The sequence below is a fragment of the Epilithonimonas sp. UC225_85 genome, assembly GCF_042695135.1.
Taxonomy (GTDB): domain Bacteria; phylum Bacteroidota; class Bacteroidia; order Flavobacteriales; family Weeksellaceae; genus Epilithonimonas.
Window position 1 is genome coordinate 419,053 of record NZ_CP170547.1, and the last position, 25,760, is coordinate 444,812.

The following is a 25,760-nucleotide window of genomic DNA, read 5'->3' on the forward strand; positions in this document are numbered from 1 at the left end:
TTTTGCATAGATTTTGCTCTAACATCTAAATTCTAATCTAACATCTTTTATCATGTCAAAAAAATTTCAGGAACTTATAGAATCAGAAAGACCCGTTCTTATTGATTTTTTTGCAACCTGGTGTCAGCCTTGCAAAGTACAGTCTTCCGTTTTGAATACGGTAAAAGAACAAGTAGGTGATAAAGCCAGAATCGTTAAAATAGACATCGATCAATTTCCTTCGATTGCTAATGAATATAATGTGCGAGGCGTTCCGACTTTAGCCGTTTTCAAAAACGGAAAAATGCTTTGGAAAGAAAGCGGCGTTCACGATGTGAATTCTTTGGTAAGTGTATTGAATCAATATTCTAATTAGAGTTTTTCAATTCAAACCCATCTCTCTCCGTCAAAAAAGGAAATTTACTACGGAATTCCTTTAATTCTTCCAGATTCCATTCGGAGTAAATAATGTTATTTTTTCTATCTGATATTTCCTGTCCATCCGGAAAATATACTAATGAACTTTCTTCATATTCCAGATTGTAGCCATCAGTTCCAATTCTATTTAAGCCAAAAAGAAAAGCCTGATTTTCAATGGAACGTGCTTTTAGCAAAGATTTCCAGGCTTCAACTCTGGATTTTGGCCAGTTGGCAACATACAAAACCGCATCGTAATCATCCTGATTTCTGGAGAAAACCGGAAAACGCAAGTCAAAACAAACCTGCAAAAGAATCTTAAAGCCTTTATATTCAATGATTTTTCGTTCAGTTCCGGCTGTGTAAATTTTATCTTCCCCAGAGTAAGAAAACAAATGTCTTTTGTTGTAATATTCAAAACTCCCGTCTGGGAAAACGAAATAAAACCGATTAAAGAATTTCCCATCTTCCTCCACAGAAGCACTTCCTGCAACGGCGGAATTTTTTGATTTAGCAAAAGATTTCATCCAAGTCAAAGTTTCCATATTTCTGTCCGCAACTTCCTCAGCTTCCATACAAAATCCTGTTGAAAACATCTCAGGAAGCAGAAAAATGTCGGCTTTTGTATCCGAAAATTCCTGTTCAATATTTCTAAAATTCTGTTCTTTATTTTTCCAGACGATATCCAGATTGAGACCTGCAATTCTTAGTATTGACATAATTGAAGATTTATGGTGCAATTTATCACTTTAAAATCCGTTTTTATCAATTAATGAAAAAATTCTGCTACTTAAAATCATAATTATTTATCATAATGAAATCTTAATAAAAAGCATTCAAAAATTATCATTTTAAGTTAAAGTCTCCCAATTAATTGTTAAAAATTAACATATTAACCAATTGAAAATGATATAATTGTAATTTTGCCCCACCAAAAAATAAATAATATAAATACTTTATGAAGAAATTCCCATTGTTATTAGGATTGTTTTATTTGATAGCAACTTCCTTTTATCCAGCCAGTTCCGAGAATCTTTCTCAAACTAAAATCCAGGTAAAAGAAATAAAACTAAGTCCTAAAAAGAATTTCTCACCAGTAAATGAAGCGGAAGAAGTATATAAAAATCTTCAGTTTGAAGGAGAAAAATTGAATTTTGAAGTCTTTGAAAAAGCATTTTTAGGATTTCAAAATTTGAAAAAATCCGGTAAACTGGAACCGACGGCGCATTTGCTTTCGGTTTGTGATTTCAGTCTTTCTTCTAGCAAGAAACGCCTGTGGGTGATTGATACTGATGAGAAAAAATTGCTGTTCAATTCCCTGGTTGCCCACGGAAAAGGAACAGGTGAAGAGTTTGCAACGAATTTTTCCAATACGGAAGATTCGCACCAGTCAAGCCTCGGATTTTATATCACAGAGCAGACTTATGAAGGAGATAACGGTTATTCTCTGAGGCTATTCGGGATGGACAAAGGTTATAATGATGCCGCCTTGGAAAGATGCATCGTGATGCACGGCGCCAATTACGTTAGCGAAGACTTTATCAAAGCTGAAAAGCGTTTGGGTAGAAGCTGGGGTTGTCCGGCAATTCCCAGAGAATTAGCTCAGCCGATCATCAATACGATAAAAAATAAGACTTGTCTGTTTATTTATTATCCGGATCAAAATTATCTTTCAAGTTCTCAATGGTTGAAAAACAGCGAACAAAAAGATCAGATTTTGAATTCTACAGATCAGAAAATGGCAACGAATTAAATTTATTATACAAAAAGTATAATGTATTGAAAAATAAAATCCCTTCAGAACTCTGAAGGGATTTTTATATTAAGGATTTTTTACCAGCAATCTAAATCCTTCTCCGTGAACGTTGATGATCTCTAGTCCGTCATCTTCTTTCAAAAGTTTTCTCAGTTTTGCGATGTAAACATCCATACTTCTTGCGGTGAAGTAATTCTCTTTTTTCCAGATCTTTCTAAGGGCGAGATCTCTCGGCATAAAATCGTTTCTGTGGATGCAAAGCAACTTCAGAAGTTCGTTTTCTTTAGGCGACAATTTGTAATCATTTTCATTCACTCTTAGTTGTCTCAACATAGAATCAAAGAAAATATTGCTTATCTTGAACTGTTCCTGATCTTCATTTTCCAAAACCGCACTTCTTTGTAAGATTGCTTTTATCTTGTACAGAAGTAATTCAGTATCAAATGGTTTTGTGATATAATCATCAGCTCCTAATTGGTAACCTTTCAGGATATCCTCACGCATATTTCTTGCTGTAAGGAAAATAATCGGCGTGTTTTTATCAATTTTCTTAACATCTTCTGCTAAAGAAAATCCGTCTTTTTTCGGCATCATCACATCAAAAATGCAGATGTCAAATTCCTTTTCTGTAAACTCTTTCAGTCCCATTTCCCCATCGGTTGCCAAAGTAACCTCGAAGTTGTTTATTGTAAGATAATCTTTCAGAACTGCGCCAAAACTTTGGTCGTCTTCTACTAATAATATTCTATTGCTCATATTTTTAATTTTTAATATTTGATAATGAAGAATTTATTATTCTTCGTAGTATTATTTTCTTTTATTGTTTTAAACAATTTCCTCTCCATTTTTTACTTATTTGTAACCTGCTTCATATATAATTTTATTTAATTTTAATATACTTCATCAATGCTTAAACCATAGGAAGCTTGATTGTAAAAGCGCTTCCTTTCCCTTTGTGAGAATCTACGGAAATCTGTCCTTTGTGGATTTCTATGATCTTCTTTACGTAAGACAATCCAAGGCCTTGTCCTTTTACATTGTGGATATTTCCGGTTTCCTCTCGGAAGAATTTCTCAAAGATCTTGGTTTTATTTGTCGCATCCATTCCCATCCCTTTATCAGAAATCTCGATCACATAAAAATTAGCCTCGTTTCTTGTGCTCACTTTTATTTCAGGCGTTTCCGGAGAATATTTGTTGGCATTATCCAGAAGATTAATCAAAGCATTTGAAATGTGAAATTCATCAATTCGGAAGTTATATTTCTGTGCATTGAAATCTGTGATCAAAGTTCCGTTTCGCTGATCCACGATTAGTCGGAAAGATTCTGTCACACTCTTTATAAGTTCCCGAACGTTGGTTTCTTTCAGATGCAAAGGCATCTCGTTCCGTTCCAGTTTGGACATATTCAGAACCGTTTCCACCTGTTTTTTCATCCGGATGTTTTCCTGTTTTATTAAGCCAGAGTAATATTTTACCTTATCCGGATTGGTCGCAATCAGGTCATTTGCCAAAGAATCTGCCGCCACGGAAATGGTTGCCAAGGGCGTTTTGAATTCGTGAGACATATTGTTGATAAAATCAGTCTTGATCTCTGCAATTTTCTTCTGTCTCATCATATAGTTAATGGAGATAATATAAATCCCCAAAATCGTCAATAATGAAATGAAAGTCCCCAAAAGCATCGGCAAATTGTGCTTTACGAGGGAATAATCTTTTCTCGGAAAAACGATTGCAAGCGTGTAAAGTGTTCTGTCCTTGCTGTCCGTGAAAAGCGGATAAGTATAATTGGTCTTGTCCTTTTGATCCAGATAAATATTATTGGCAACGGTCGTCAGCTTATTGGTTTTATTGATGACACCATAACCGAATTTCGTATCGATTCCTTTGAGCCTCAGTTCTTTGGTAAGAACAGAATCAATTGTTTTGCTGTTGACGCGTTTTTCTATCGGAAGATTTGTTGCGCTTAACCTTGCGAATTCCTTCATCTGGAAAGAATTGTTATCAATATCTCTGCTGATGCTGGTTGTAAGTGGTTCCGGAGAACTTCTTTTTAATTTTAACTGTCCTTCGTCTTTATATAGTTTTGTTGTGTACAAAGTGTCACCTTTTGCCGAAACCGGAATGTTCTGCTTCTCCACAATGCTGGTCTGGAAAAGGATATTTGATCGGTTTGCCGAATCAGAACTCTGCTGAATGTAAGTTTTTGTGGGCTGGTTAGACGATGCAAGAACTTCTTTCCCAACACCGCCATAAGTTTCATTCCAATATTTATTAACTTCAATCTGATTGACTTTTTGAGTCGACGTTTCTAAAGCTGAATAGACTTTGTTCGAAAAATCCTGCTCGAGGGAAGTATATAATTCTTTGATCCAATACAACTGCAGCGAGACAAAAACGATAAGTGAGATTGTCATAAATACAGATATAATCGGAATGAATTTATTATTCATATGTTTTTTTAAGTTTGAAAAGTTAAAATTACTGATTTTAAGATTGTCTCAATAAAAAATAACGGTTGAAATTATTAAATATTTCTTAAAATCGATAGATTTAACATTTTATTGTGAATATCAAATATGTTGCCAGAAGATAAGTTTGGTTCAATTTTTTAATATTAAGTTTGTAAAAATAGATAACGACATGAATTCAGAAATTATTTTTAATGCCGATATTGATTCCACAAGTATTTATGTGATGAAGGTTTTCCCGGCTGATGTTACCACGGTTTGGGAGTATTTCACAAAGTCAGAATTGATTGATAAATGGTGGGGACCAAAGCCCTGGAATTGCGAAACCATCAAATTAGACTTCCGGGAAAATGGAATCTGGCATTACGCAATGGTAGGACCGAATGGCGAAAAAGCCTTTTGTGTTGTGAAATATGGTGAAATTAATGAGCACCGAAGTTTTGACCAGGAAAGTAAATTCTCTGATGAAAAAGGAATTACAGATCCGGAAATGCCGGAGACAAAATGGCTTTTCGGCTTTACAGGTGTAGAAGAAGGAACAAAATTAACAGTGAACATCAAAGTTTCTACAAAAGAAAAAATGGAACAGCAACTCCAAATGGGCTTTGAAGGCGGTTTCAAAATGGGACTGAATCAGCTGGAAGATTTATTATCTGGAAATTAAATTTCTCGCAGAGACCTGCTTTATCTGCAATCTGCCTGAATAAAAACTTTTAATCCAAATCAATCTCTTCATCCTCAAAATACTGAATAATCGCTTTTTTCATCAGAAGCGATTGTTCATTTGGCTTGAGTTCCGGCAGGTCATCTAATTTATCATAATGTGGCCAGCCATCTTCGTAATGCGTAAATTTATAGTATCCAAAAGGTTCCAGCAATCTACAAACTGCGATGTGTAAAAGATTGACCTTGTCGTCTTTTGTGAATTTCTGTTGACCGCTTCCCAATTCCTGAACACCAATAATGAATAAAAGTGTATCAATTGGTGGATTTTTCTCGGTTTGAAAATTAACTTCAAAGAATTTTTCTACTTTTTTCCAGAGTTCTGCTTCGTTCATAATTAATTTTTTAAACCTTCAACTTTAAACAAAAATGCGTATTCAAGTGCTATTTCTTTCAGGCTTTCAAATCGTCCGCTTGCGCCGCCGTGTCCCGAACTCATATCGGTTTTGAAGATGAGAATATTGTCATCGGTTTTTAATTCTCGCAATTTCGCCGTCCATTTTGCAGGTTCCCAATATTGAACCTGAGAGTCGTGAAATCCTGTGGTAATTAATAGGTTAGGATAATTTTTCGTCTCAATATTATCGTATGGTGAATAGGATTTCATATAATCATAATATGCTTTTTCATTCGGATTTCCCCATTCGTCATATTCTCCGGTCGTCAAAGGAATTGTATCATCCAACATTGTTGTAACTACATCTACGAAAGGAACTTGCGCCACAATCCCGTTGAAAAGTTCCGGATTGAGATTCATCACTGCGCCAACCAAAAGTCCGCCGGCACTTCCGCCCATTGCGTAAAGATGTTTTGGCGAGGTATAATTTTCTGATATTAAGTGTTTTGCAGCATCGATGAAGTCAAAAAAAGTATTTTTTTTCTGGAGCATTTTTCCGTCTTCATACCATTCTCTGCCAAGATATTCTCCGCCTCGGATGTGTGCGATGGCAAAGATATAACCACGGTCCAGCAGTGATAATCTGGTGCTGGAAAAACTGGCATCAACCGTGTGACCATAACTTCCGTAGCCGTAGAGTAGAAGTGGCGTGTTTTCGGACTTCGGTGTGTCTTTGTGATAAACCAGAGAGATTGGAACCTGCTTTCCATCTCTTGCGGTTGCCCAGATTCTCTCGGAAATATAATTTTCCTTGAAGAATTTCCCACCCAAAACTTCCTGTTCTTTCAATAGTTTGGTGGTTTTTTCCTTCATATCATATTCAAATGTGGAAGCGGGTTTTGTCAAAGAGGTGTAGCCGAAACGCAATTTTTCGGTATCAAATTCCAGATTAGTTCCGATGTATGCGGTATAAGTCGGGTCGGAAAATGGCAGATAATGGGAATCTCCAGTTTTGTTTTCGATGATTTTGATTTGAAGAAGCCCTTTTTCTCTTTCTTCCAAAACGAAATATTCATTAAAAATTTCGAAACCTTCAATCAATACATTTTCTCTATGCGGAATAAAATCTTCCCAGTTTTCAATCGAAGGATTTTCGACTTTCGTTTTTACAATTTTGAAATTGGTTGCGTCGTCGGCATTTGTAACGATATAAAAATCGTCCTGATAATGCTCTACAGAATATTCCAGATCTTCGGTTCTTGGCTGGATGATCTTCCAATCCGCAAAAACATCATTCGAAGGAATAAATCTATGTTCGTCTTCATTCGTGCTGGATGAAGAGATGAAAATATAATCTAAAGTTTTGGTTTTGTAGACATTAACATCAAAAGTTTCATCTTCTTCGTGAAAGATCAGAACATCATTTTCTGTTTCAGTTCCCAATTCGTGGCGGTAGATTTGGAAAGCTCTAAGACTTTCATCTTTTCTGATGTAGAAAACGTAATTGTTATCCGTGGACCAGACTGCCTTTCCTGTAGCATTATCGATTTCGTCTTTGTATATTTCGCCAGTCTTTAAATTTTTAAAGAAAATCTTATAAATTCTTCTCCCGACAGTATCAGTAGAAAATGAAAGGATCTCATTATTAACACTGATGGAAATGCTTCCAATATCAAAATACTCGTTTCCTTCAGCTAAAACATTAGCATCTAAAAGAATCTCTTCTTCGTTGTCTAAAGATTGAAACTTTCTTGAGAAAATAGGATATTCCTTCCCATCTTCATAGCGGACGATATACCAATATTGATTGAAAAAATATGGCAGAGACTCATCGTCCTTTTTGTAGCGGGATTTCATTTCTTCATAAAGGTCGTTTTGAAGATCTTCCGTTTCCTTCATCACAAAGTCGGTGTAAGCGTTTTCCTCTTCCAAGTATTTGATGACTTCGGGGTTTTCTCTTTCGTTCATCCAGAAATAAGGATCGTTCCTTTTGTCATTGTGAATTTCGAGAAGTTTGTCTATTTTTTTTGCTTTTGGAGCATTCATTTTTGCTTTGGATTTTTAACGCAAAGGCGCAATATTAAAAGGATTATTAATTTTAAAAGTCGCCAATTTTTACCTTAATAAAGTGTAAAAATGGTGTTGTTTTTTTGCGACTTTAAAATGCAAGATTAGGAATAATTTTGTGCCTTTGCGATATTTTTTTAACTCAAATTTAAACAAAAAACCATCTTCTCAGAAAGAAGACGGTTTTGATTTATGGGGTCAATAATTACTTATTGATGCTTTTGACGTATTTTTCTATCGCCATTGTCATAGAAGGTGTTTCCTTTGTAGGAGCCATTACATTTACCGTTAATCCGGCTTCTTCTGCAGCAGCCTGGGTTGTAGTTCCGAAAACAGCAATTTTGGTGTCTTTCTGTTCAAAATCCGGGAAGTTGATCTTCAAAGATTTGATTCCCTGCGGACTGAAGAAAACCAGCATTTCGTAATCATTGATATTAATATCGGTTAAATCACTAGCAACTGTTTTGTACATAATTGCTCTCGTCCAGTCGATATTCGCAGAATCCAAAACCTTTGGAACTTCCGGTGTCAGGATATCTGATGATGGCAAAAGATACTTTTCCGACGGATGTTTTTTGAACAAGGCAGCAAGGTCAGAAAAATTCTTCTCACCAAAGCTGATTTTCCTTTTTCTGTAAACGATATGCTTCTGCAGATAGTTGGCAATAGCCTCTGACTGGCAGATATAACGCATAGAATCCGGCACCGCGAATCTCATTTCCTCGGCAAGACGAAAATAATGATCAATCGCATTTTTACTCGTGAAAATAATCCCTGTATATTGAGTCAGGTCTATTTTCTGCGTTCTGAGGTCTTTCGCATCCACACCTTGAACGTGAATAAAAGGACGGAAATCAATTTTGATTTTCTCTTTCTTTGCAATCTCCAGATATGGCGAAGATTCGTTAGGAGCGGGTTGTGAAACTAAAATAGATTTGATTTTCATCTTAGATTGTTTAATAAAATAAGAACTTCCAAAGCACCAAAACGGGCACTATTTGAAGCGTGCAAATATACAAAAATTTATAATACCATTTATCGGGCAAAATAGCTTGATTATGAAAAATATAGATCAGGTTTTTCAACACAAACAGCGATATTAATATAATTATGATCACATAAAAATATTGTACCAAATCCACAGGGTAAAAATACATTGCAAATCCGGCGATAATCAATCCTATAGATTCCAGGAAATAAAACTTACTTGAGATCAATGCTAATCCCTTTAGATTCTTACCATCCCCAATGCTGTTGTAGAAGAAAAAAGTAAGCAGGTTTTTGATAATGTCAAATGAAATAACGGCTAAAAAGGTAAATCCGAATTTGTTAATCTGAAGTCCAAATATCTGAACATCAGAAAAGATCTTCGGAACTACCGGGATGAATTGTGACAAAAGCAGAGAAAGCAGCAAGCTTCTTACAATGGAAATAATTGTCCAGGAAGGTGTGAGGTTGTTAGAATCCTCGATCTTCTGTGTCAGAAAATCCTTAATATTTGCATCCCGGTTGAAAACAGAAAGCACGATAATGTAAGCGAAAATACTCCCGAGAATACAAAATACCACCCAATCATTATGTTCAGCTATTCTTACCAAGCTCCAAATTTTTTGCAAAAATAAGAATTAGAACAATGAAATGTCGTAATTACTTTATAATTATTGAACTTATTTGAAAGAGAAGGAGTTATTGTAGTTTTTTTGAATATTTATTTCACATTTTCCATAAAATTAGCAGCTTCGTTTAGCCTTTTACTCCACGGTAAAAAGTATTGCAAGACCATCGGAACATGTTTTTTATTCAGCATAATTGGTTTTACATTCGGTTGAAAAGGATGTAGCGCTTCCAAAAAATGTTCATTTGCGAGTTTAATAGAAGGGTAAGTTTTTTCACCTATATAAATCAAAAAAGGCGGTGTCTTTTCGTTAATGAAATAGATAGAAGATGCCTGCTTCCATTTCTCAGGATCTTTGCTCCACGTGACGTCATAATTATCTTCTGCTGTTGGTGGATATTTTTCCAGATAATTTTTCATATCAATTCCGGCAGCATCAATCAGAATGATTCCTGAAATTGTTTTTTCCGGGATTCCATATTTCGGATTCATCACTGCAGAACTTGCCAGTTGTCCGCCGGCAGAATGTCCGGAAATGAAAATCTGGTTCGGATCTCCGTGATATTTTTTAGCATTCGCTTTTGTAAATTGTATTGCCGAAGCTATTTCTTTGGTCATCTCATCTACATCTGCATTGGGACTCAAAGTATAATCCGGAATAACAACGATCATGTTTTTGCGGGCAAAATTTCTCCCCAAAAGATTGTATTTATTTTTATTTCCAGTGTTCCAGTTTCCGCCATAGACGAAGATAAGAACCGGATGGTTTTTGTTTTTGATGTTTTTAGGCGTGAAAATATTCAGCTTTACATCTTCTCCCTTATTGTTTTTGGTGTAGGAAATGTCTTTGTAGATCATAGTTGGTTTGCAGCTGATGATTATTAAAGCCAGAAAAAGGATTGTTATAACTGGTTTTTGCATTTTAATTATATGTAAAATTAGATACGATTAATTTGAGCATTTAGATTGTATATGATTTTTGGACCAATTTCGTTTTTGATTAAGATTAATTTATTTGATATTGAAATGTGATTATTATTTTAAATTTAATATTTGGATTTCTGTACTGTTCCTTCGAGGTGTCTCTATCCTTCTTCCGTCGTTTCTTAATTGTGATTGGATTGCAGAATTGATATTAATTTGATTAAAAAATTGTTGAGACAAAAAGATATATTTAACGAATCATTGATTTGAAATTTTTAAACACTAACATGAAAATAAGATTCTTATTGATTTTCCTCGGAATAATTATATGTTTTGGCTGTGAAAAAAAACTGACATATCAGCCGCCAAAAGAAAACTTAACCGATCTGATAGAATTAGCATTAAAGCTGTGTGATGATGGTAATAAAGAACAAGGTTTTTTAAAAGACAAAAAAGTTTTTTATCTTCAATCTTATCATTTCAAAAATCCATTACAACGAAAAATAAGATTTCGTAAAAGATTAGTAAATTTAGATATTATAAACTATAAAAATAGGGAATATGAGTGTTTAATAACTTTAATTAAATACAAAAAAATTTCCAAAACAAAGTTTTATTTATCTTACTTCTTTGATGGTTCAGATGTTGACCACGAATCTTTTATCGAATATAAAAATAATCAATGGGTAATAGAAAAATGTGTTAGTACCATTTATTAATGTAATGTCCCTGAGATAAATTACAAAAAATTGTTTCAATATTTCTATTAAAAAAAGTTAATTTACAACCTGCCAAATAAACATTAACGATTAAAGATTATCTTTGCGGATTATTTGCAGGATGAAGAAACTGGTTATTATTCCCACCTATAACGAAAAAGAGAACGTCGAAAAGATCATTTCGGCTGTTTTTGCTTTGGAACAGGATTTCCACGTTTTGGTGGTGGACGATTCTTCACCAGACGGAACTTCGGACATTGTTAAAAAACTTCAAACCAACTATCCGGAATATCTTCATCTGAGTATTAGAAAAACAAAGGATGGATTAGGCAAAGCTTATATTCACGGATTCAATTGGGCCATTACAAACGGCTACGATTATATTTTCGAGATGGATGCCGATTTTTCCCACAATCCAAAAGATCTTGTCAAGCTTTACGAAGCTTGCAAAAATGCAGATATGGCCGTTGGTTCCAGATATTCTCAAGGTGTGAATGTGGTGAATTGGCCAATGGGAAGGGTTTTACTTTCTTATTTTGCTTCGAAATATGTGAGATTCGTATTGGGAATTCCGGTTCATGATACGACTGCGGGTTTTGTCTGTTTTAAGAAAGAAACGCTTTTGGCAATCGGACTTGATAAAATCAGACTGAAAGGTTACGGTTTTCAGGTCGAAATGAAATACCGTGTTTTCAAAAAGAATATGAAAATTGTAGAAGTGCCTATCATTTTTACAGACAGGACGGAAGGTGTCAGCAAAATGAACGGCGGAATTATCCAGGAAGCTATTTTCGGTGTTCTGAATCTGAAATGGAAAAACTTTATCGGAAAATTGTAAATAATAATGAGATATTTCTTTTACATATCAATCATTTTCTGCATTTGGTCTTGTACAGAAGCGATACAAAAACCGAAAGATATCTTGCCGGAAGATAGGATGTCCGAGATCATCGCCGATTTTGCGATTAATGAGCAGAATTATGCCATCGGACAAAACATCAATTCTGAAAATTCAACAAGATTTATTCTGAAAAAATATAAGATCAAAGGCGAACTTTTCACCGAAAGCTATCAATATTATATGACTAAGCCTGAGATTATTAAAGAGATTTTGGATAATGCCCAGAAAATCATCATATCCAAAGACCCGAAAGCAGAGGCTTTCATCAATAAAAAATTAAAAGACAATCCGGAAATACCGCCGCAAGCGAGATAAATTATGCAAAAACGTGTTCCATTCGGCAAATAAAAAGATCGCCGAAGGCAAATTAGAAATATACGAATGAAATTTTTTGAAATCGAAAAAACCTCAGAGTCCAAAGCAAGGGCTGGAGTTATTAATACCGATCACGGACAGATCCAAACCCCGATTTTTATGCCGGTTGGAACCGTTGCATCCGTGAAAACTGTACACCAAAGAGAACTGAAAGATGACATCAAAGCGCAGATCATTTTAGGAAATACCTACCATTTGATGCTTCGTCCGACGATGGATATTATGGAAAAGGCCGGTGGACTTCATCAGTTTATGAACTGGGATCTTCCGATTTTGACAGATTCCGGCGGTTATCAGGTTTTTTCGTTAGCGAAAAGCAGAAAAATAACTGAAGAAGGTGTGAAATTCAAGTCACACATCGATGGTAGTCTGCATTTTATGTCGCCAGAGGTTTCTATGCAGATCCAAAGACAGATTGGAGCCGATATTTTTATGGCTTTTGATGAGTGTATTGCTTATCCCAGCGATTATAATGCCGTGAAAACATCAATGGAACTCACGCATCGTTGGTTGAAAAGATGCATCGACTGGACTGAGGAAAACAAAGAATTATACGGTCACAAACAGAGATTATTCCCCATTGTTCAAGGTTCATGCTATTCTGATTTGAGAAAAATTTCTGCTGAGGTGATCTCAGAAGCCGGAGCAGAAGGTAACGCCATCGGTGGGCTTTCCGTTGGTGAACCGGAACCTGAAATGTACCGAATCACGAATGAAGTAACAGACATTCTCCCGAAAGATAAACCAAGATATTTGATGGGCGTTGGAACACCGTGGAATATCCTGGAAAGCATCGGTCTTGGCGTGGATATGATGGATTGCGTGATGCCAACCAGAAATGCCAGAAATGCAATGCTCTTCACCTGGCAAGGCGTGATGAATATGAAAAACGAACGTTGGAAAGAGGATTTTTCACCATTGGATGAGTTTGGGACGAGTTTTGTGGATAGCGCATACAGCAAAGCTTATGTGCGACATCTTTTCGTTTCGAAGGAATATCTGGCAAAACAAATCGCATCGATTCATAACTTGGCATTTTATCTTGACTTGGTAAAAGTGGCGAGGGAACATATTGTGGCAGGAGATTTCTACCAATGGAAAGATTCTATCATTCCGCAATTGAAACAAAGGCTATAAAGACAAAAAAAGTAAAAAGAATCATAAAAATCATTTATCAATAATAACGATGAAAATCATAGATCTTTACGTCATCAAAAAATATTTGGGAACCCTCATTTTTATGTTGGCGCTTTTGTCTATCATTATTATGGTTGTAGATGTTCAGGCAAAAACACCAAGGATCGAGAGCAACGGATTTACAGTCGGATATTTTCTGCTTAATTTTTATCCGTTCTGGATTCTGAACTTGATTCTGACCTTTATGTCGATTCTGGTTTTTATTACTGTAATTTTCTTTACTTCCCGAATGGCGAATAATACGGAGATCGTTGCCATCATCAGTAGTGGAGCGAGTTTTCACAGGTTTGCAAGACCGTATCTAATTACTTCTTTGTTGATATTTGTGATGACTTTGGCAGTGAATCATTTTATTTTGCCGTGGTCCAACATCAAGAAAAACGTTTTGGAGCCTTACACTTACAATAGTGTCAACAAAGATAAATTGTTGGGAAATATGAGCATTGCTTCGAACATCAATCCTAACGAATATATTTTTGTAAACAGTTACAATAAGAAAGAAAATCGTGGTTCCGGTTATATGTATCAGAAATTTGATAAAAACAAAAAGCTTTTGTATCAGATCACGGCGATGGATATCCAATGGGATGTAAAGAAAAAACATTTCCTTATCAATAATTATGTTGAGAGAACAGTCGGGAAAAACGATACAGAAACTCTTGGACAAGGTCCTTCGAAAATTCAGGATTTCAAGTTGCCGCCTTCGGAATTATTTCCGGATAAACTGGTCGCCCAAAACAAAACAACACCAGAACTACTGACTTTGATAAACCGCGAAAGAATGAAAGGAAATAATAATGTAACTTCTTTCTACAACGAGCTTTATCAAAGGACATCAATGCCGGTTTCTATTATTATTCTCACATTTTTGGGATTATCATTATCATCTCAGAAAAAAAGAGGAGGTCTTGGGCTTAATCTCGCTGTGGGAATTGCTTTGGCATTCTTATTTGTGTTTTCTTTTCAGGTTTTGAATGTCGTTTCCGAGAACAAAAGTTTGCCGCCATTATTAGCAATGTGGCTTCCAAACATCATTTTTGCACCCATTGCAACTTATCTTTATATCAAAAGAGCCAATCAGTAGAGCAATTCAATTTCTTTGTGGAAAAACTTCTGCAAGCCTTCATTGTCAAGGTCAATCCAGAGAAAACCATTTTTGTCAGCATTTTTTATAATGCCATTTTGGCGCACCTTATTTTTCTGGAATACTGAGATTTCATCTTTTCTGAAGAGTGAATTATTATAAATCTTCAAAATTTCATCTTCTGAATTAATGTTTCTTATTCTGGAAATTACATATTGATGAAATTGATGTGTAAATTCTTTCAAATCAAATCTTAAACCTGTGGCAGACAATATAGAACCGGCTTTCGGAAGATTAGAAAAGTCGGTTTGCAAAACATTGATTCCAATCCCAATAATGTATAAGTCTTTGTTATTATTTTTTTTCTTTTCGATTAGGATGCCGCAAACCTTTTTTCCATTCAGGATAATGTCATTTGGCCATTTTATTTTGGCATCTGCATTTGTCAGATTGGCAAGAAAATCGCAAACAATAATAGCGGTATAATAATTGAGGAATGTATCTTGGATATTAATATCAGAGGTTTTTACGGCGAGAGAATACGCCATATTTTGATCCGGAGTTACGTTCCAGATATTTCCATATTGACCACGGCCTTTTGTCTGATTAAAAGTAAAAACAGCAGTTGGTTCGTCTTCACTTATAAGAGAGAGAATTGCGTCATTGGTGGAAAAACAATTTTCAAGATGGAATAATTGGCTCATTTATGAAAACTTTAATAGATAATAAAGATGAGAAACAAAAGATAAATAGATAAAAATCAATAAATTTGCAAATTAGACAATTTTTTGAATGAGTAAAATTACAGAAAAACAATTATTAATCGACAAAATCGTAGAGTCGATTCAAGATACAAAAGGAGAAGACATTCTGGTCTTCGATCTATCAGGCATAGAAAATGCAGCAGCACAAACATTTATTATTTGCAGCGGGAACTCCAACACACAGGTTTCTGCGATTGCCGGTAATATCCAGAAAAACGTTAGAAACGATCTGAACGACAGACCTTGGCATGTAGAAGGTACAGAGAATGCGATGTGGGTTTTGGTAGATTACGTTTCTGTGGTTGTGCATGTCTTCCAAAAAGAAATCCGTGAATATTATGATATTGAGGAGCTTTGGGGCGATGCAAAGATCACAAAAGTAGAAAGCTAAAAAAGATGCATTTTTTGCATCATCAATTTATTAAAAATTAAGAATGAATAACAAAGGATTCAATTGGTTCATACCCGTTTTACTGGGACTTATTTTACTTATATTTCTTCCGGGACTTTTGGGAGATTCTATGGTAAAAAATATTGATGAAAAGGAATTTTACACGCTTGTGGAAAAAGGTAAAGTTGGTGAAGTAATGGTCTATAGAGACAATTTCAAAGCCGATGTTTACCTTACGAAAACTGCGAAAGCAGAATTACAGAAAGGTGAGAAATCAAATGATCCGCTTTCCAAACTGAACATTAAGCCAAGTCCGGACTTTGTTTTGACTTATGGAGATCTCAGATATTTTCAGGAAAGATTTGAAAGCATCAACTCCAAACTTCCGACGCAGGCAAGGATGGAATTTGGTAAAAGCCAGAGCGGATTCTCAGAATTGCTGTTTACTTTAGCACTTTGGGGCGGACTTTTTGCATTGCTTTATTTCTTTATTTTCAGAAAAATGGGTGGTGGAGCCGGCGGACCTGGCGGACAGATCTTCAGTATCGGAAAATCCAGAGCAAAATTATTTGACGAGAAAGAAAAAATTCAGATCACTTTCAAAGATGTTGCAGGATTAGAAGGCGCAAAAGAAGAAGTTCAGGAAGTAGTAGATTTTCTGAAAAATTCTGAAAAATATACAAAACTGGGAGGTAAGATCCCGAAAGGTGTTCTTTTGGTAGGCCCTCCGGGAACTGGTAAAACCTTGCTGGCGAAAGCTGTTGCTGGTGAAGCAAAAGTTCCGTTTTTCTCTTTATCCGGTTCAGATTTTGTGGAAATGTTCGTCGGAGTCGGAGCGTCCAGAGTAAGAGATCTTTTTGCTCAGGCAAAAGCAAAATCTCCCGCAATTATTTTTATTGATGAGATCGACGCAATCGGTAGAGCGAGAGGAAAAGGTGGTTTCCAGGGCGGAAATGACGAGCGAGAAAATACACTGAATCAATTGCTTACAGAGATGGATGGTTTTGGTACAGATGTCAACGTTATCGTGATGGCTGCTACAAACCGTGCAGATATTTTGGATAAAGCATTAATGAGAGCTGGTCGTTTTGACCGATCTATTTATGTGGATCTTCCGGAACTTCATGAGAGAAAACAGATCTTTGATGTTCATTTGAAAAAGATTAAACTGGATGATTCCATTGATAGAGAATTTTTGGCAAAACAAACACCGGGATTCAGCGGTGCTGATATTGCCAATGTCTGTAATGAGGCCGCACTTATCGCTGCAAGAAACTCCCACGAGTCTGTTAATAAACAAGATTTCCTGGATGCGGTTGATAGAATTATCGGCGGTCTAGAGAAGAAAAATAAAGCCATCAAACCTTCCGAAAAAAGGAGAGTGGCCTTCCACGAGGCTGGTCACGCAACAATCTCCTGGCTGGTAGAGCATGCAGCGCCGCTTTTGAAAGTGACAATTGTTCCGAGAGGACGTTCTCTTGGTGCAGCTTGGTATTTACCGGAAGAAAGACAGTTGACAACTACTCAGCAAATGCTGGATGAGATCTGTGCAACACTTGGCGGTAGAGCTGCAGAACAAGCTGTTTTCGGTAATATTTCTACAGGTGCTTTGTCAGATCTGGAAAGAGTGACAAAACAAGCTCAGGCGATGGTAACAATCTATGGACTGAATGATAAAGTTGGTAACATTTCTTACTACGACAGTTCAGGACAATCAGAATACAGTTTTGGAAAACCATATTCCGAGCAGACAGCTAAACTAATTGACGAAGAAATTTCGAAATTGGTAGAAACACAATATCAAAGAGCCGTTAATATTTTGACAGAAAATAGAGATAAGCTGGATGCACTTGCACAGAAACTTCTTGAGAAAGAAGTGATTTTCCGGGAAGATCTGGAAGAAATCTTCGGAAAACGTGCCTGGGATCCGGAATTGACAGAGAAACCAGTATCTAGTGTAGATAATCCTACCGATGCCGGAAACGTCTTAAATCCAGAGAGTTAAATTATTTACAGCATGCCAAATAAAAGAAAATCCTAATATACTTAGGATTTTCTTTTAAAATAAGGGTTTGGTTTTTAGCCGATTATAATAATTTTTTTACATTTGTATTAATTAAAGCATAGAGAATTGAGTCTGTTTAAAAAGTTCGTTAATAAGATAATGAATCAGCCCGAAGAAGAGCAGCCGGATGTTACCAAACTGGCGGATCAACTTCGTGATGCAGATTTGGATTATAAGTTTGCGCAGTTATTCACGCATTCAGGGGGATTTTTTAATTATTGCGCAGATGAATCTGAAGCATTGCAGACGCTTAATCAGATTATCAAGATAGAGCAGGTAAAAGATGTTTTCTGTTGGGATCAAGATCTCAGGAATTTCTTAGATGTCATTAAAACGCCTTATTCTCCGGAATTAACTGAAAAAAATGACGCAGCTTTCATCACCTGCGAATATCTGATCGCTTTTGACGGCAGGATTATGCTTTCCCACAACAATATTCTACATTACCATTCCTCCAGATTACCGGGCAAAATTATCATTATGGCCAATGTTTCTCAGATCGCAAACAATCTGAATGAAGCAATGATGAAAGTAAAACGAGCCGGAAATCTTAAAAATCTGACCTCAATCAGTGGAAGTCAGTCCAAATTAGACACACCTAATAAGGATAATACCAAACTTTTCTTACTTTTGCTGGAAGATTAAATTTCAGTTTTGGATAAAAATTTCATTCAGCGTACAATTTCAGGGATTATTTATGTTCTTGTCATTGCTATTTGCACAACTCCGCTTGGAGAATATTTACTTGGCAGCATTCTCCCTCAAGTAAAGCAGCAATATCTTTTTTATGGATTGATTACCTTATTTTTGGTTGTTGGTCTTTACGAATGTATCAGGATTATGAAATTTGATAACAGCATTTACAAATGGCTTGTTTTTCCTGTTGCAGCGATCATCTATTACCGGTTTACCAAACGGTTTTTTTACCACGGGTTTTTCTTTGATTTTAATTTCAGTGAGATGATGGCTTTAGCATTAATTCCAATAGCTGTCGTTACACTTTTCAAATACTCCAGAGAACTTTACTTCGAAAACGGGAAGCTGATTTTTACGGTAGTTTATGTGACTTTACCGTTCGCCTTTTCATTAGGATTGCCGAAATTCAGCACTATGGATCCGAGCAAAACATTCACTTTGGAAATCTTTATGCTTTTTGTATTGATCTGGAGCAGTGATACATTCGCATATTTAATCGGAAAATTCTTCGGAAAACATAAGATGGCGCCAAGAATTTCTCCTAAAAAAACATGGGAAGGATTTGCCGGCGGCGTTGTTCTGACATTGATTTTAGGTTTTTTCGTAGAACAGTATTTTCCGGATCTGAGAGGAAACTGGATGATTGTTGGCTTGCTGGTTTCTATTTTTGGTCCTTTGGGAGATTTGGTAGAAAGTCAGTTAAAACGTAGTTTTGCAGTCAAAGACAGCGGCAATATTATTCCGGGTCACGGCGGCGTTCTGGATAGGCTGGATAGCTTTATCATCTGCGTTCCGGTTGTCTATTTATATTTTATTTTAGAAAAATTAGTTTAAGATTTTATATATGAAACTACATAAAGAATCAAAAGGAACATTGGTTGTTGCAATTTTGTTCATTGCATTTATCGGAACCATATCTATTTATTATTTGCAATTGTGGTCATTGGTTATATTAATTCCATTATTAGTAATGTTGGGATTGATTTTTTGGTTTTTCCGGGTTCCTAAAAGAGCAATTCTGGATCATACAGAAAATGTGATTGCTCCGGTTGATGGCAAAGTGGTAATGATCAAAGAAGTCATAGAAGACGAATTCATCAAGGACAAATGTATTCAGGTTTCTATTTTTATGTCGCCTCTTAATGTTCATATTTGCCGTTATCCAGTAAGTGGAGACGTGATTTATAAAAAATACCATCCTGGGAAATATCTGGTAGCTTGGCATGAGAAATCTTCTACTGAAAACGAAAGAACAACAGTTGCAGTGAAAAGCTTAACCAATCATAATGTAGTTTTCCGCCAGATTGCAGGTTATGTTGCGAGAAGAATTGTGTTCTATTGTAATGTTGAGGACGAGGCAAAAGCCGGCCACGAATTTGGTTTTATTAAATTCGGTTCCAGAATGGATGTTTTCCTTCCATTAGACACGGAAATTCTTTGTAAGATTGGAGACAAAACAAAAGGTGGAATAGACGTCATCGCAAGAATGAGAGATTAATTTCTTATCAATTATAAAATAAAAAAAAGGAAACCTTATTTGGTTTCCTTCTTCTTTTTAGCCGGTTTTTTCTTCCGCTTTCCGGGCATTTTTTCTTTGATGAATTTTTCTTTATTCTTCAAAAAATCCAGCATCTCCTGATCATAAGCAAAAACCTTGGCTTCTTTTAAATTTTCCAAAGCCGTTTTATAATCCAGTTTTATTTCAAATAGATACGATTTCTGAATCAAGATCCTGCATTTGTCAATTCCTTTTATTTTTAAAGAATATTCGATGAGTTTTTCTGCCTGTTCCAGATCTTCGTTATTCAAAAGACATTTTATGTAATATTTTGGCGTATTCAGATTCGTCACATCACATTGCATCGCTTCTTCGAAATAGAGTTTTGCTTTTTCGTAATCGATAAGCATTTCGCTGTAGATCCTTCCCATCAGGCAAAGGCTGTCTGCGTCTTCCGGATCATAAGACAAAGCGTAATTCAGCGCTTCCAGACAATCCGGCAAGCTGTAAGGATAATTATCCAACGCTTCGAAATAATATTTACTTTTAGTTAAGGTCATTTCTGTAATTTTTTAATTCGTTTTTCAGTTGAATTCTTTCTTTTTTGAAAGATTTTTCCTGATGATTCTTTTTAAAATCGGTTCCCGAAAATGTTCGTATTGGATTTCCCCTTTGAACATTCAGATGATTATTCCAAGTTTCCTGCATTTGTTTTTCCAATTGCTGAATGTGAAATTCCATCACTATTTCTTTCAGTCTGATGATGGAAAGTTTCTTATTCTCCAGTTGAGAACGGGAATCCTGCACGAAAACACTTTGTCCGGTTCTCGGATAGGTTGCACGAACTGCAGTTTCTACTTTATTCACGTTTTGTCCGCCGCTTCCCTGGCTTCTGGTCGTCTGGAATTGAATTTCTTTTTCATTAAATTCAATTTTCTCCAAACCTTCCAGTTCGAAAATCCCGATAAACCAATTGCTTCTTTTATGCAGTTTTCGGAAAGTACTTTTCCCAGTCCAAAGAATGCTTCCAAGCCAGTTTTTCAGAAATTCATTGACCTCTTTTCCTTTTAAAAATAAGGTCGCAGATTTCAAAGTAAGGTTTTCATCGCCATTTTCACGGTGGATGATTTCGTAATCGATTTTATTTTGTTTTGCTTCCTCAAGGAAAACCTTCAGAACTTTGGCAACTACCCACTGGCATTCCAAAGGTCCTCTTCCTGAGGTGATTTGTATTATTTTGTCCATTGTTTTTTAGGAGCTTAATCCCGCTTTCCGCTGTATCTTTTTTTGCCTTCGTTTTTTTCAAGCCCACGCGAAAAAAAGGATGCCGCTGCAATCGGGGCTATGGTTTTTCTCCTTTTAATTACTATTTGTTATTAATTATTTTTAGTAGGCTCATTGCCATCAACCGACAACTACCACCTATCAACCGTTTTATTTATCCATCCTCACAATTCGAGGTTGAAAAGTTCCCAGAATATCCACCAATTCGCTTTGTGAGTTCATCACTTCATTGATGTCTTTGTACGCCATCGGTGCTTCTTCTGCGTTTCCACCCATTAAGGTGACATTTTTGAGTTTTAATTCTTTCTTAATGTCATTTTGAGTAAAACGGTTTCTGCATTCGCCTCTCGAAAAAGCCCGCCCCGCTCCGTGCGAAGCCGATTTCAGCGAATTTGGATTTCCTTTTCCACGAACGATGAAACCTTTTGCTGTCATCGAACCGGGAATCATTCCCAACTCGTTTTCGTTAGCCGGAGTTGCACCTTTTCTGTGAACAATCACTTCTTTTCCGTTGTGGATTTCTTTCCACGCAAAGTTGTGATGATTTTCGATTCTGGCTTTCACTCTTCCGCCAACTGCTTTCACCAATCTTCTGTGAATATCGTCGTGACAGGCTGAAGCGTAATCTCCTGCGAGATTCATTGCTGTCCAGTACTCTAATCCGAGATGCGTGTTCAAATCCAGCCAGGCGAAGTTTTGCGCTTCTTTTGGCAACGGACATTGCTCCGTCGCCACTCTAGAATAATATTGAGCGATTTCGGCTCCCAACCCACGAGAACCGCTGTGAGAAAGAATTCCGAGGTATTTGCCTTTCGGAAGGTTAATCTGAGCGTCTTCTTCCGTAATCTCTACTTCCCCGAATTCCACAAAGTGATTTCCGCCGCCGGAACTTCCCATTTGCTTAATGGCTTTTCCTTTTAATCTTCTCAAAATCGGAATCAAATCGAACGTGTCTCTGTCGAAAATTTCGTGATCGATGTGAGATTTGTGCGTTTCGTACATCCCGAATTTTGTGTGTTCGGCAAGCGCTTTTTCATATTTGTCTCTTGCCCCGTCCAGATATGAAATCGGCGTATCCAAAATACTGAGCGACATTCTGCAACCAATATCCATCCCGACTCCGTAAGGAATCACGGCATTTTCTACTGCTAAAACGCCACCAATTGGAAGCCCATAACCGCTGTGTGCATCGGGCATCAAAGCGCCATGTATTGCAATTGGCAGTTTCAATGCTGTATACAATTGGTTTTTTGCCTCATCTGAAATTTTATTTCCGAAAATCTGGAAAGAGGTTCGATTGGTATTGAGCATTCTTTTCTCGGTTTTCTTGGATGAAAGCAAAGCTTCTGCGATTTGTCCGAAGGTTAAATCTTTCTCGAAGTTCTCCGGGTTCTGCTGGATTTCCTTGAGAAGAGATTTCACGTGATGAATATTTTTGGTTGCAAAATTTCTTTTCATGACTTCCAAAGCGATGTTGACACTTTGATTGTTTGGATAACCTAATTTTAATATATCTTTTCCTTTTAGTTTTAAATTTCCCATCTTTTTAGATTTTAGATAATAGATGTGAGATGTTAGACATTCCCGCATCGAATATTTGAACCAACTAGATTTTTAGTTAATTGTTTTTTTGTCACGCTATTTTATGACAAAGTTTGTTTGGAGCGAAAATCCCTAGCCCCGATTGCAGTGGAAATCCTTTTTTTGCTAAAAAAAGATTGCAACGGAAAGCGGGAAATAGCTCCTAAAAATGATTTCGGGGAAACGTTTTGAGTTTGAAATATTGCGCAATAAAAAACCCGAAATCCTGCGACCTCGGGTTTTGATATTTCATTATACTGTTATTCTAAGAATGTACCAAACCACGAAGCCTCGCCTTTGCAAAAGGCAATCCTACTGATGTATATAGATTGTATTTGAACATTGCTTCGTTATTTTTTTGTTGGTTGAACTTGATTTTCAGTGGCAAAGATATCAATTTTTTTGAATTACCAAATTTTATTTTAAAAATGGCATTTTTTTTAGCTTACGAGAACTTCGTATTTTTTTCGATTATCAATCAGCATCCACAAATTGATTAAGAATAAAACGGCTGCAATTCCTATACCTGGAGGTGCCGGCGCAACTGTAGAATTGTGAAGTAAAATCCCAACCATTACCGGAAGAATGATAATAGCACCAAGGGCTCTCGTTTTTGGAAGAATGAAAAGCAAGCCTCCAACTATTTCTACAATTCCGACCAATGGCAGTAACCAGGGAAGTTTCATAAAAGCTGCGAACGCTTGTTTTGCTTCCTCAGGCATATCTTCTGGCATTGGCATGTAATGTAAAAACTTGTCCAGTCCGGCGTTGATGAACATTAATCCGAAAAGCAAACATACGATAAATTTAAAATACTTCATAGTTTATAATTTTGATAGTTATTTTTTTATTTCTGTAGAATTATTTTCCTGCTGAGGTTTTCTTTTACCAAAATGTGTTGCAAAAAGGAAAGCCAGCACGGCAAAACAGATTAATAAAGCAGAAATCACGATGAAAATCTTTTTGCGCAAGGTGAGATTTGGAATGTACGACACCAAAAATATCAAGATAATTAATACAATTACAAATAGTGCGGTAATTCCCATATTTAATCTCTATAATTTTTTTATTGATTAAGATTTTCTAATTCAGATCTGATTTTTTGATTAATTTCCTGGTCACTTTTCCGAATTTTCCTTCCAGCGTAATCAGCAGAACGCCGCTCCATTTAGGATTGAGTTCTAAAGAAATTTTTCCGTTGCAATTGGTTATTTTCTGACTGAAAAGCTTCTGACCCAAAACATTATGAATAGAAACGGTAATATCTCCGCTCATATTTTTCAGATTGAACTGAACTTTGCTGTCAGCAGGATTCGGGAATGGACCTTCTATATTTTTTGCTGTTAATTCGTCGGTAGAAAGTGCGGTGACATCAAAAGTCCAAAAACCGTCGGGCGCAACAATCGGGCGGGAAATAGATTTCCCGGAATTTGCCTGAGCCCAAATATAATAATCGATTTTTTTAGAAGATGAGGGAAGTGATAAGTTTGCCACCCATTTGTTATCAACAGGATTCGTCATATTAGTTTCCTGAAAACCAATGTCGCCCGACTCTCGCCAATATACTTTTGCTGTGGAAATCCCCGAAATATGTTTGATCTGTGCCTCAATTGGAACTGTAAAACTCGTTGCTGTTTTTACTTTCGAATGCGTAATCCATAGCGGATCTGCAACGCCGATGGTGTGTGTGATACAATGAAGCGCACCACTAAGGCTAATGAGATCTTCGCCGGCGTTATCCACATCGATTCCTACGATTTTGTAACCGGGCATCAGTTGCTTGTAAATTGCGAGAGCCGGAGCATCTACTTCTGCGCGATAAGTCGGAACCAAAATGGTTTTATTAATAATTACGGCATTGGTAAAAGTTCTGTAAGCACCGCCGGTATTAGGATATGCGCCAGAAGTACTTGCCGGAGCCGAAATCCATTTGATGTCATAATCGTGCCCAAAAGGCGTTTTGAAGGTGTTTTTGATGTAATCTATATTTTGTTTGATATAAGGCCCGTCTGCCACACCTTCCGGATATTGGCTCACGAGAATGGTTTCCTCATCCAGCAGTTTCATATGCATATCGATGTGATGGATCTCGTCATAAGGAAGAACCGTCATTTTTCGGTAAGAATTGATGCCCATATAATCTTTGGCAATCTTATCGATTTGTGCTTCTGTTTTTGCACTCACGCCGTAGGAATTCCCGGTTTTATTTTCGTCGAGGATCAGTTTTGATGCAAAAGCATTTCCCATTCCGTCTGACATAAAATTTCCACCCGTATTCACAAGGTCGTTTGGAGAAGTATCGGTCACATAAAGTGGAACGCCAACATAGGCCGCATGACTTGTTGGCAGAATATTATCCAGAGGTCTGGGACGGTTGTAGATCCAATCGACCAATGCACGGGATCCAACATCATTCGTATAAACCGTATTTGCAGCATAATCTCTGATCCAGATACTGTTGGTGGTAGCGTTTAGGAAGCGCACATTAGTTAAATCGACACCATTGTTTGTCAGATAAGTACGGACAGATGTTTCATTTTGCGTCGCAATCAGAACTTTACATTCTTTGACGGCAGCCTGCACAATCTGTCTCTGAATATTTTGATATTGAGAAGTCCAGGAAAGAACGAGATATTCTACTTCTTCCCATTGTGCCGCAGTTCTTACGGGTGAAGATGGTGCGGGTGTTTTCTGAGTTCCGGTAAATTTATAGCTTTTTAAATTCTGCTTTTCTTCCGCAGTTAGTCCTTTTGGAAGCACTTCCTGAGCTTTGATGGAATTTAAAAACAATAAACTAAATAAAAATCCGAAGTAAATTTTTTTCATAAAAACAATATAATCAACGAATTTAATAAAAAAAACGGATTGATTTGAAAAATAAAAAATCCGTCCGGGAAAATTTCCCAAACGGATTCAT

General features: G+C 36.5%; 29 protein-coding genes. 13 read left to right on the top strand and 16 right to left on the bottom strand.

The window, feature by feature from the left end:
- Window positions 1-52 precede the first annotated feature (52 nt).
- A complete protein-coding gene (locus ACFJGY_RS02085) occupies window positions 53-355 on the top strand; it encodes a thioredoxin family protein (RefSeq protein WP_379967604.1) in 303 nt (100 codons plus the stop codon).
- Here the strand turns inward: ACFJGY_RS02085 and ACFJGY_RS02090 are convergent.
- Window positions 348-1,115 carry an amidohydrolase gene (locus ACFJGY_RS02090; protein ID WP_379967607.1) on the bottom strand — a complete coding sequence of 256 codons (768 nt, stop codon included), beginning with the start codon at window positions 1,113-1,115 and terminating at the stop codon, window positions 348-350. The two genes, ACFJGY_RS02085 and ACFJGY_RS02090, sit on opposite strands and share 8 nt — an antisense overlap.
- A 239-nt stretch (window positions 1,116-1,354) precedes the next feature.
- Between ACFJGY_RS02090 and ACFJGY_RS02095 the strand changes: the two genes are divergently transcribed.
- On the top strand, window positions 1,355-2,149 hold the full coding sequence (locus tag ACFJGY_RS02095; RefSeq protein WP_379967610.1) for a murein L,D-transpeptidase catalytic domain family protein: 795 nt from the start codon (window positions 1,355-1,357) through the stop codon (window positions 2,147-2,149).
- A 69-nt stretch (window positions 2,150-2,218) separates the two neighbouring features.
- Here the strand turns inward: ACFJGY_RS02095 and ACFJGY_RS02100 are convergent, their stop codons facing one another.
- Window positions 2,219-2,908, bottom strand: coding sequence for a response regulator transcription factor (locus tag ACFJGY_RS02100; RefSeq protein WP_379967613.1), 690 nt, complete (start codon window positions 2,906-2,908; stop codon window positions 2,219-2,221).
- Window positions 2,909-3,062: 154 nt separating this feature from the next.
- Window positions 3,063-4,604: a sensor histidine kinase gene (locus ACFJGY_RS02105; RefSeq protein ID WP_379967616.1), complete on the bottom strand. Its 1,542-nt coding sequence runs from the start codon at window positions 4,602-4,604 to the stop codon at window positions 3,063-3,065.
- A 190-nt stretch (window positions 4,605-4,794) separates the two neighbouring features.
- Here ACFJGY_RS02105 and ACFJGY_RS02110 point away from each other — a divergent pair, with 190 nt between their 5' ends.
- Window positions 4,795-5,286, top strand: a complete 492-nt coding sequence (locus ACFJGY_RS02110; protein WP_379967619.1) for an SRPBCC domain-containing protein — start codon at window positions 4,795-4,797, stop codon at window positions 5,284-5,286.
- Between the two features lie 49 nt (window positions 5,287-5,335).
- On the opposite strand, the gene ACFJGY_RS02115 is transcribed toward ACFJGY_RS02110, so the two are convergent.
- From ACFJGY_RS02115 to ACFJGY_RS02135, 5 genes are all read right to left on the bottom strand, one after another.
- A complete protein-coding gene (locus tag ACFJGY_RS02115; RefSeq protein WP_379967622.1) occupies window positions 5,336-5,680 on the bottom strand; it encodes a hypothetical protein in 345 nt (114 codons plus the stop codon).
- Window positions 5,681-5,682: 2 nt separating this feature from the next.
- Entirely contained in the window at window positions 5,683-7,728 is a 2,046-nt protein-coding gene (locus tag ACFJGY_RS02120) for a S9 family peptidase (RefSeq protein WP_379967625.1), read from the bottom strand.
- A 226-nt stretch (window positions 7,729-7,954) separates the two neighbouring features.
- On the bottom strand, window positions 7,955-8,695 hold the full coding sequence (locus ACFJGY_RS02125; RefSeq protein WP_379967628.1) for a uroporphyrinogen-III synthase: 741 nt from the start codon (window positions 8,693-8,695) through the stop codon (window positions 7,955-7,957).
- A 10-nt stretch (window positions 8,696-8,705) separates the two neighbouring features.
- Window positions 8,706-9,347 carry a DUF4271 domain-containing protein gene (locus ACFJGY_RS02130; protein ID WP_379967631.1) on the bottom strand — a complete coding sequence of 214 codons (642 nt, stop codon included), beginning with the start codon at window positions 9,345-9,347 and terminating at the stop codon, window positions 8,706-8,708.
- Window positions 9,348-9,457: 110 nt separating this feature from the next.
- Window positions 9,458-10,285 (bottom strand): alpha/beta hydrolase, encoded by an 828-nt coding sequence (locus ACFJGY_RS02135; protein WP_379967634.1) that lies wholly within the window; start codon window positions 10,283-10,285, stop codon window positions 9,458-9,460.
- A 290-nt stretch (window positions 10,286-10,575) separates the two neighbouring features.
- On the opposite strand from ACFJGY_RS02135, the gene ACFJGY_RS02140 reads away from it, so the two are divergent.
- From ACFJGY_RS02140 to ACFJGY_RS02160, 5 genes are all read left to right on the top strand, one after another.
- Entirely contained in the window at window positions 10,576-11,007 is a 432-nt protein-coding gene (locus tag ACFJGY_RS02140) for a hypothetical protein (protein ID WP_379967636.1), read from the top strand.
- A gap of 121 nt (window positions 11,008-11,128) precedes the next feature.
- Complete coding sequence (locus ACFJGY_RS02145; protein WP_379967639.1) at window positions 11,129-11,845, top strand: polyprenol monophosphomannose synthase; 717 nt, start codon at window positions 11,129-11,131, stop codon at window positions 11,843-11,845.
- Between the two features lie 6 nt (window positions 11,846-11,851).
- Complete coding sequence (locus ACFJGY_RS02150) at window positions 11,852-12,223, top strand: DUF4296 domain-containing protein (RefSeq protein WP_379967642.1); 372 nt, start codon at window positions 11,852-11,854, stop codon at window positions 12,221-12,223.
- A 66-nt stretch (window positions 12,224-12,289) separates the two neighbouring features.
- On the top strand, window positions 12,290-13,420 hold the full coding sequence (tgt, locus tag ACFJGY_RS02155; RefSeq protein WP_379967645.1) for a tRNA guanosine(34) transglycosylase Tgt: 1,131 nt from the start codon (window positions 12,290-12,292) through the stop codon (window positions 13,418-13,420).
- 49 nt (window positions 13,421-13,469) lie between these two features.
- Window positions 13,470-14,564 carry an LptF/LptG family permease gene (locus ACFJGY_RS02160; RefSeq protein WP_379967648.1) on the top strand — a complete coding sequence of 365 codons (1,095 nt, stop codon included), beginning with the start codon at window positions 13,470-13,472 and terminating at the stop codon, window positions 14,562-14,564.
- On the opposite strand, the gene ACFJGY_RS02165 is transcribed toward ACFJGY_RS02160, so the two are convergent.
- Window positions 14,558-15,268 (bottom strand): biotin--[acetyl-CoA-carboxylase] ligase, encoded by a 711-nt coding sequence (locus ACFJGY_RS02165; protein WP_379967651.1) that lies wholly within the window; start codon window positions 15,266-15,268, stop codon window positions 14,558-14,560. The genes ACFJGY_RS02160 and ACFJGY_RS02165 overlap by 7 nt on opposite strands.
- A gap of 88 nt (window positions 15,269-15,356) precedes the next feature.
- Between ACFJGY_RS02165 and rsfS the strand changes: the two genes are divergently transcribed.
- The 5 genes from rsfS to ACFJGY_RS02190 all read left to right on the top strand — a co-directional run bounded on the left by rsfS (window position 15,357) and on the right by ACFJGY_RS02190 (window position 19,978).
- Entirely contained in the window at window positions 15,357-15,719 is a 363-nt protein-coding gene (gene rsfS, locus ACFJGY_RS02170; RefSeq protein ID WP_379967654.1) for a ribosome silencing factor, read from the top strand.
- A 43-nt stretch (window positions 15,720-15,762) separates the two neighbouring features.
- The gene (ftsH, locus tag ACFJGY_RS02175) at window positions 15,763-17,724 is read left to right on the top strand and encodes an ATP-dependent zinc metalloprotease FtsH (protein ID WP_379967657.1); all 1,962 of its coding nucleotides are present in this window, start codon (window positions 15,763-15,765) and stop codon (window positions 17,722-17,724) included.
- Between the two features lie 126 nt (window positions 17,725-17,850).
- Window positions 17,851-18,429 (top strand): hypothetical protein, encoded by a 579-nt coding sequence (locus tag ACFJGY_RS02180; protein ID WP_379967660.1) that lies wholly within the window; start codon window positions 17,851-17,853, stop codon window positions 18,427-18,429.
- 9 nt (window positions 18,430-18,438) lie between these two features.
- Window positions 18,439-19,314: a phosphatidate cytidylyltransferase gene (locus tag ACFJGY_RS02185; protein ID WP_379967663.1), complete on the top strand. Its 876-nt coding sequence runs from the start codon at window positions 18,439-18,441 to the stop codon at window positions 19,312-19,314.
- A gap of 10 nt (window positions 19,315-19,324) precedes the next feature.
- Window positions 19,325-19,978: a phosphatidylserine decarboxylase family protein gene (locus ACFJGY_RS02190; protein WP_379967666.1), complete on the top strand. Its 654-nt coding sequence runs from the start codon at window positions 19,325-19,327 to the stop codon at window positions 19,976-19,978.
- Between the two features lie 35 nt (window positions 19,979-20,013).
- Here the strand turns inward: ACFJGY_RS02190 and ACFJGY_RS02195 are convergent, their stop codons facing one another.
- The 7 genes from ACFJGY_RS02195 to ACFJGY_RS02225 all read right to left on the bottom strand — a co-directional run bounded on the left by ACFJGY_RS02195 (window position 20,014) and on the right by ACFJGY_RS02225 (window position 25,669).
- Window positions 20,014-20,538 carry a tetratricopeptide repeat protein gene (locus tag ACFJGY_RS02195; RefSeq protein WP_379967668.1) on the bottom strand — a complete coding sequence of 175 codons (525 nt, stop codon included), beginning with the start codon at window positions 20,536-20,538 and terminating at the stop codon, window positions 20,014-20,016.
- Window positions 20,525-21,223: a peptide chain release factor H gene (gene prfH, locus ACFJGY_RS02200; protein WP_379967671.1), complete on the bottom strand. Its 699-nt coding sequence runs from the start codon at window positions 21,221-21,223 to the stop codon at window positions 20,525-20,527. Before prfH ends, ACFJGY_RS02195 begins: the two co-directional genes overlap by 14 nt.
- Window positions 21,224-21,412: 189 nt before the next feature.
- Window positions 21,413-22,804: an RtcB family protein gene (locus ACFJGY_RS02205; protein WP_379967674.1), complete on the bottom strand. Its 1,392-nt coding sequence runs from the start codon at window positions 22,802-22,804 to the stop codon at window positions 21,413-21,415.
- A 304-nt stretch (window positions 22,805-23,108) separates the two neighbouring features.
- On the bottom strand, window positions 23,109-23,231 hold the full coding sequence (locus ACFJGY_RS02210) for a hypothetical protein (protein WP_379967677.1): 123 nt from the start codon (window positions 23,229-23,231) through the stop codon (window positions 23,109-23,111).
- Between the two features lie 52 nt (window positions 23,232-23,283).
- A complete protein-coding gene (locus ACFJGY_RS02215) occupies window positions 23,284-23,664 on the bottom strand; it encodes a DoxX family membrane protein (protein WP_379967680.1) in 381 nt (126 codons plus the stop codon).
- An 18-nt stretch (window positions 23,665-23,682) separates the two neighbouring features.
- Entirely contained in the window at window positions 23,683-23,889 is a 207-nt protein-coding gene (locus ACFJGY_RS02220) for a hypothetical protein (RefSeq protein ID WP_379967683.1), read from the bottom strand.
- Window positions 23,890-23,926: 37 nt separating this feature from the next.
- Window positions 23,927-25,669: an agmatine deiminase family protein gene (locus ACFJGY_RS02225; protein ID WP_379967686.1), complete on the bottom strand. Its 1,743-nt coding sequence runs from the start codon at window positions 25,667-25,669 to the stop codon at window positions 23,927-23,929.
- Window positions 25,670-25,760 lie beyond the last annotated feature (91 nt).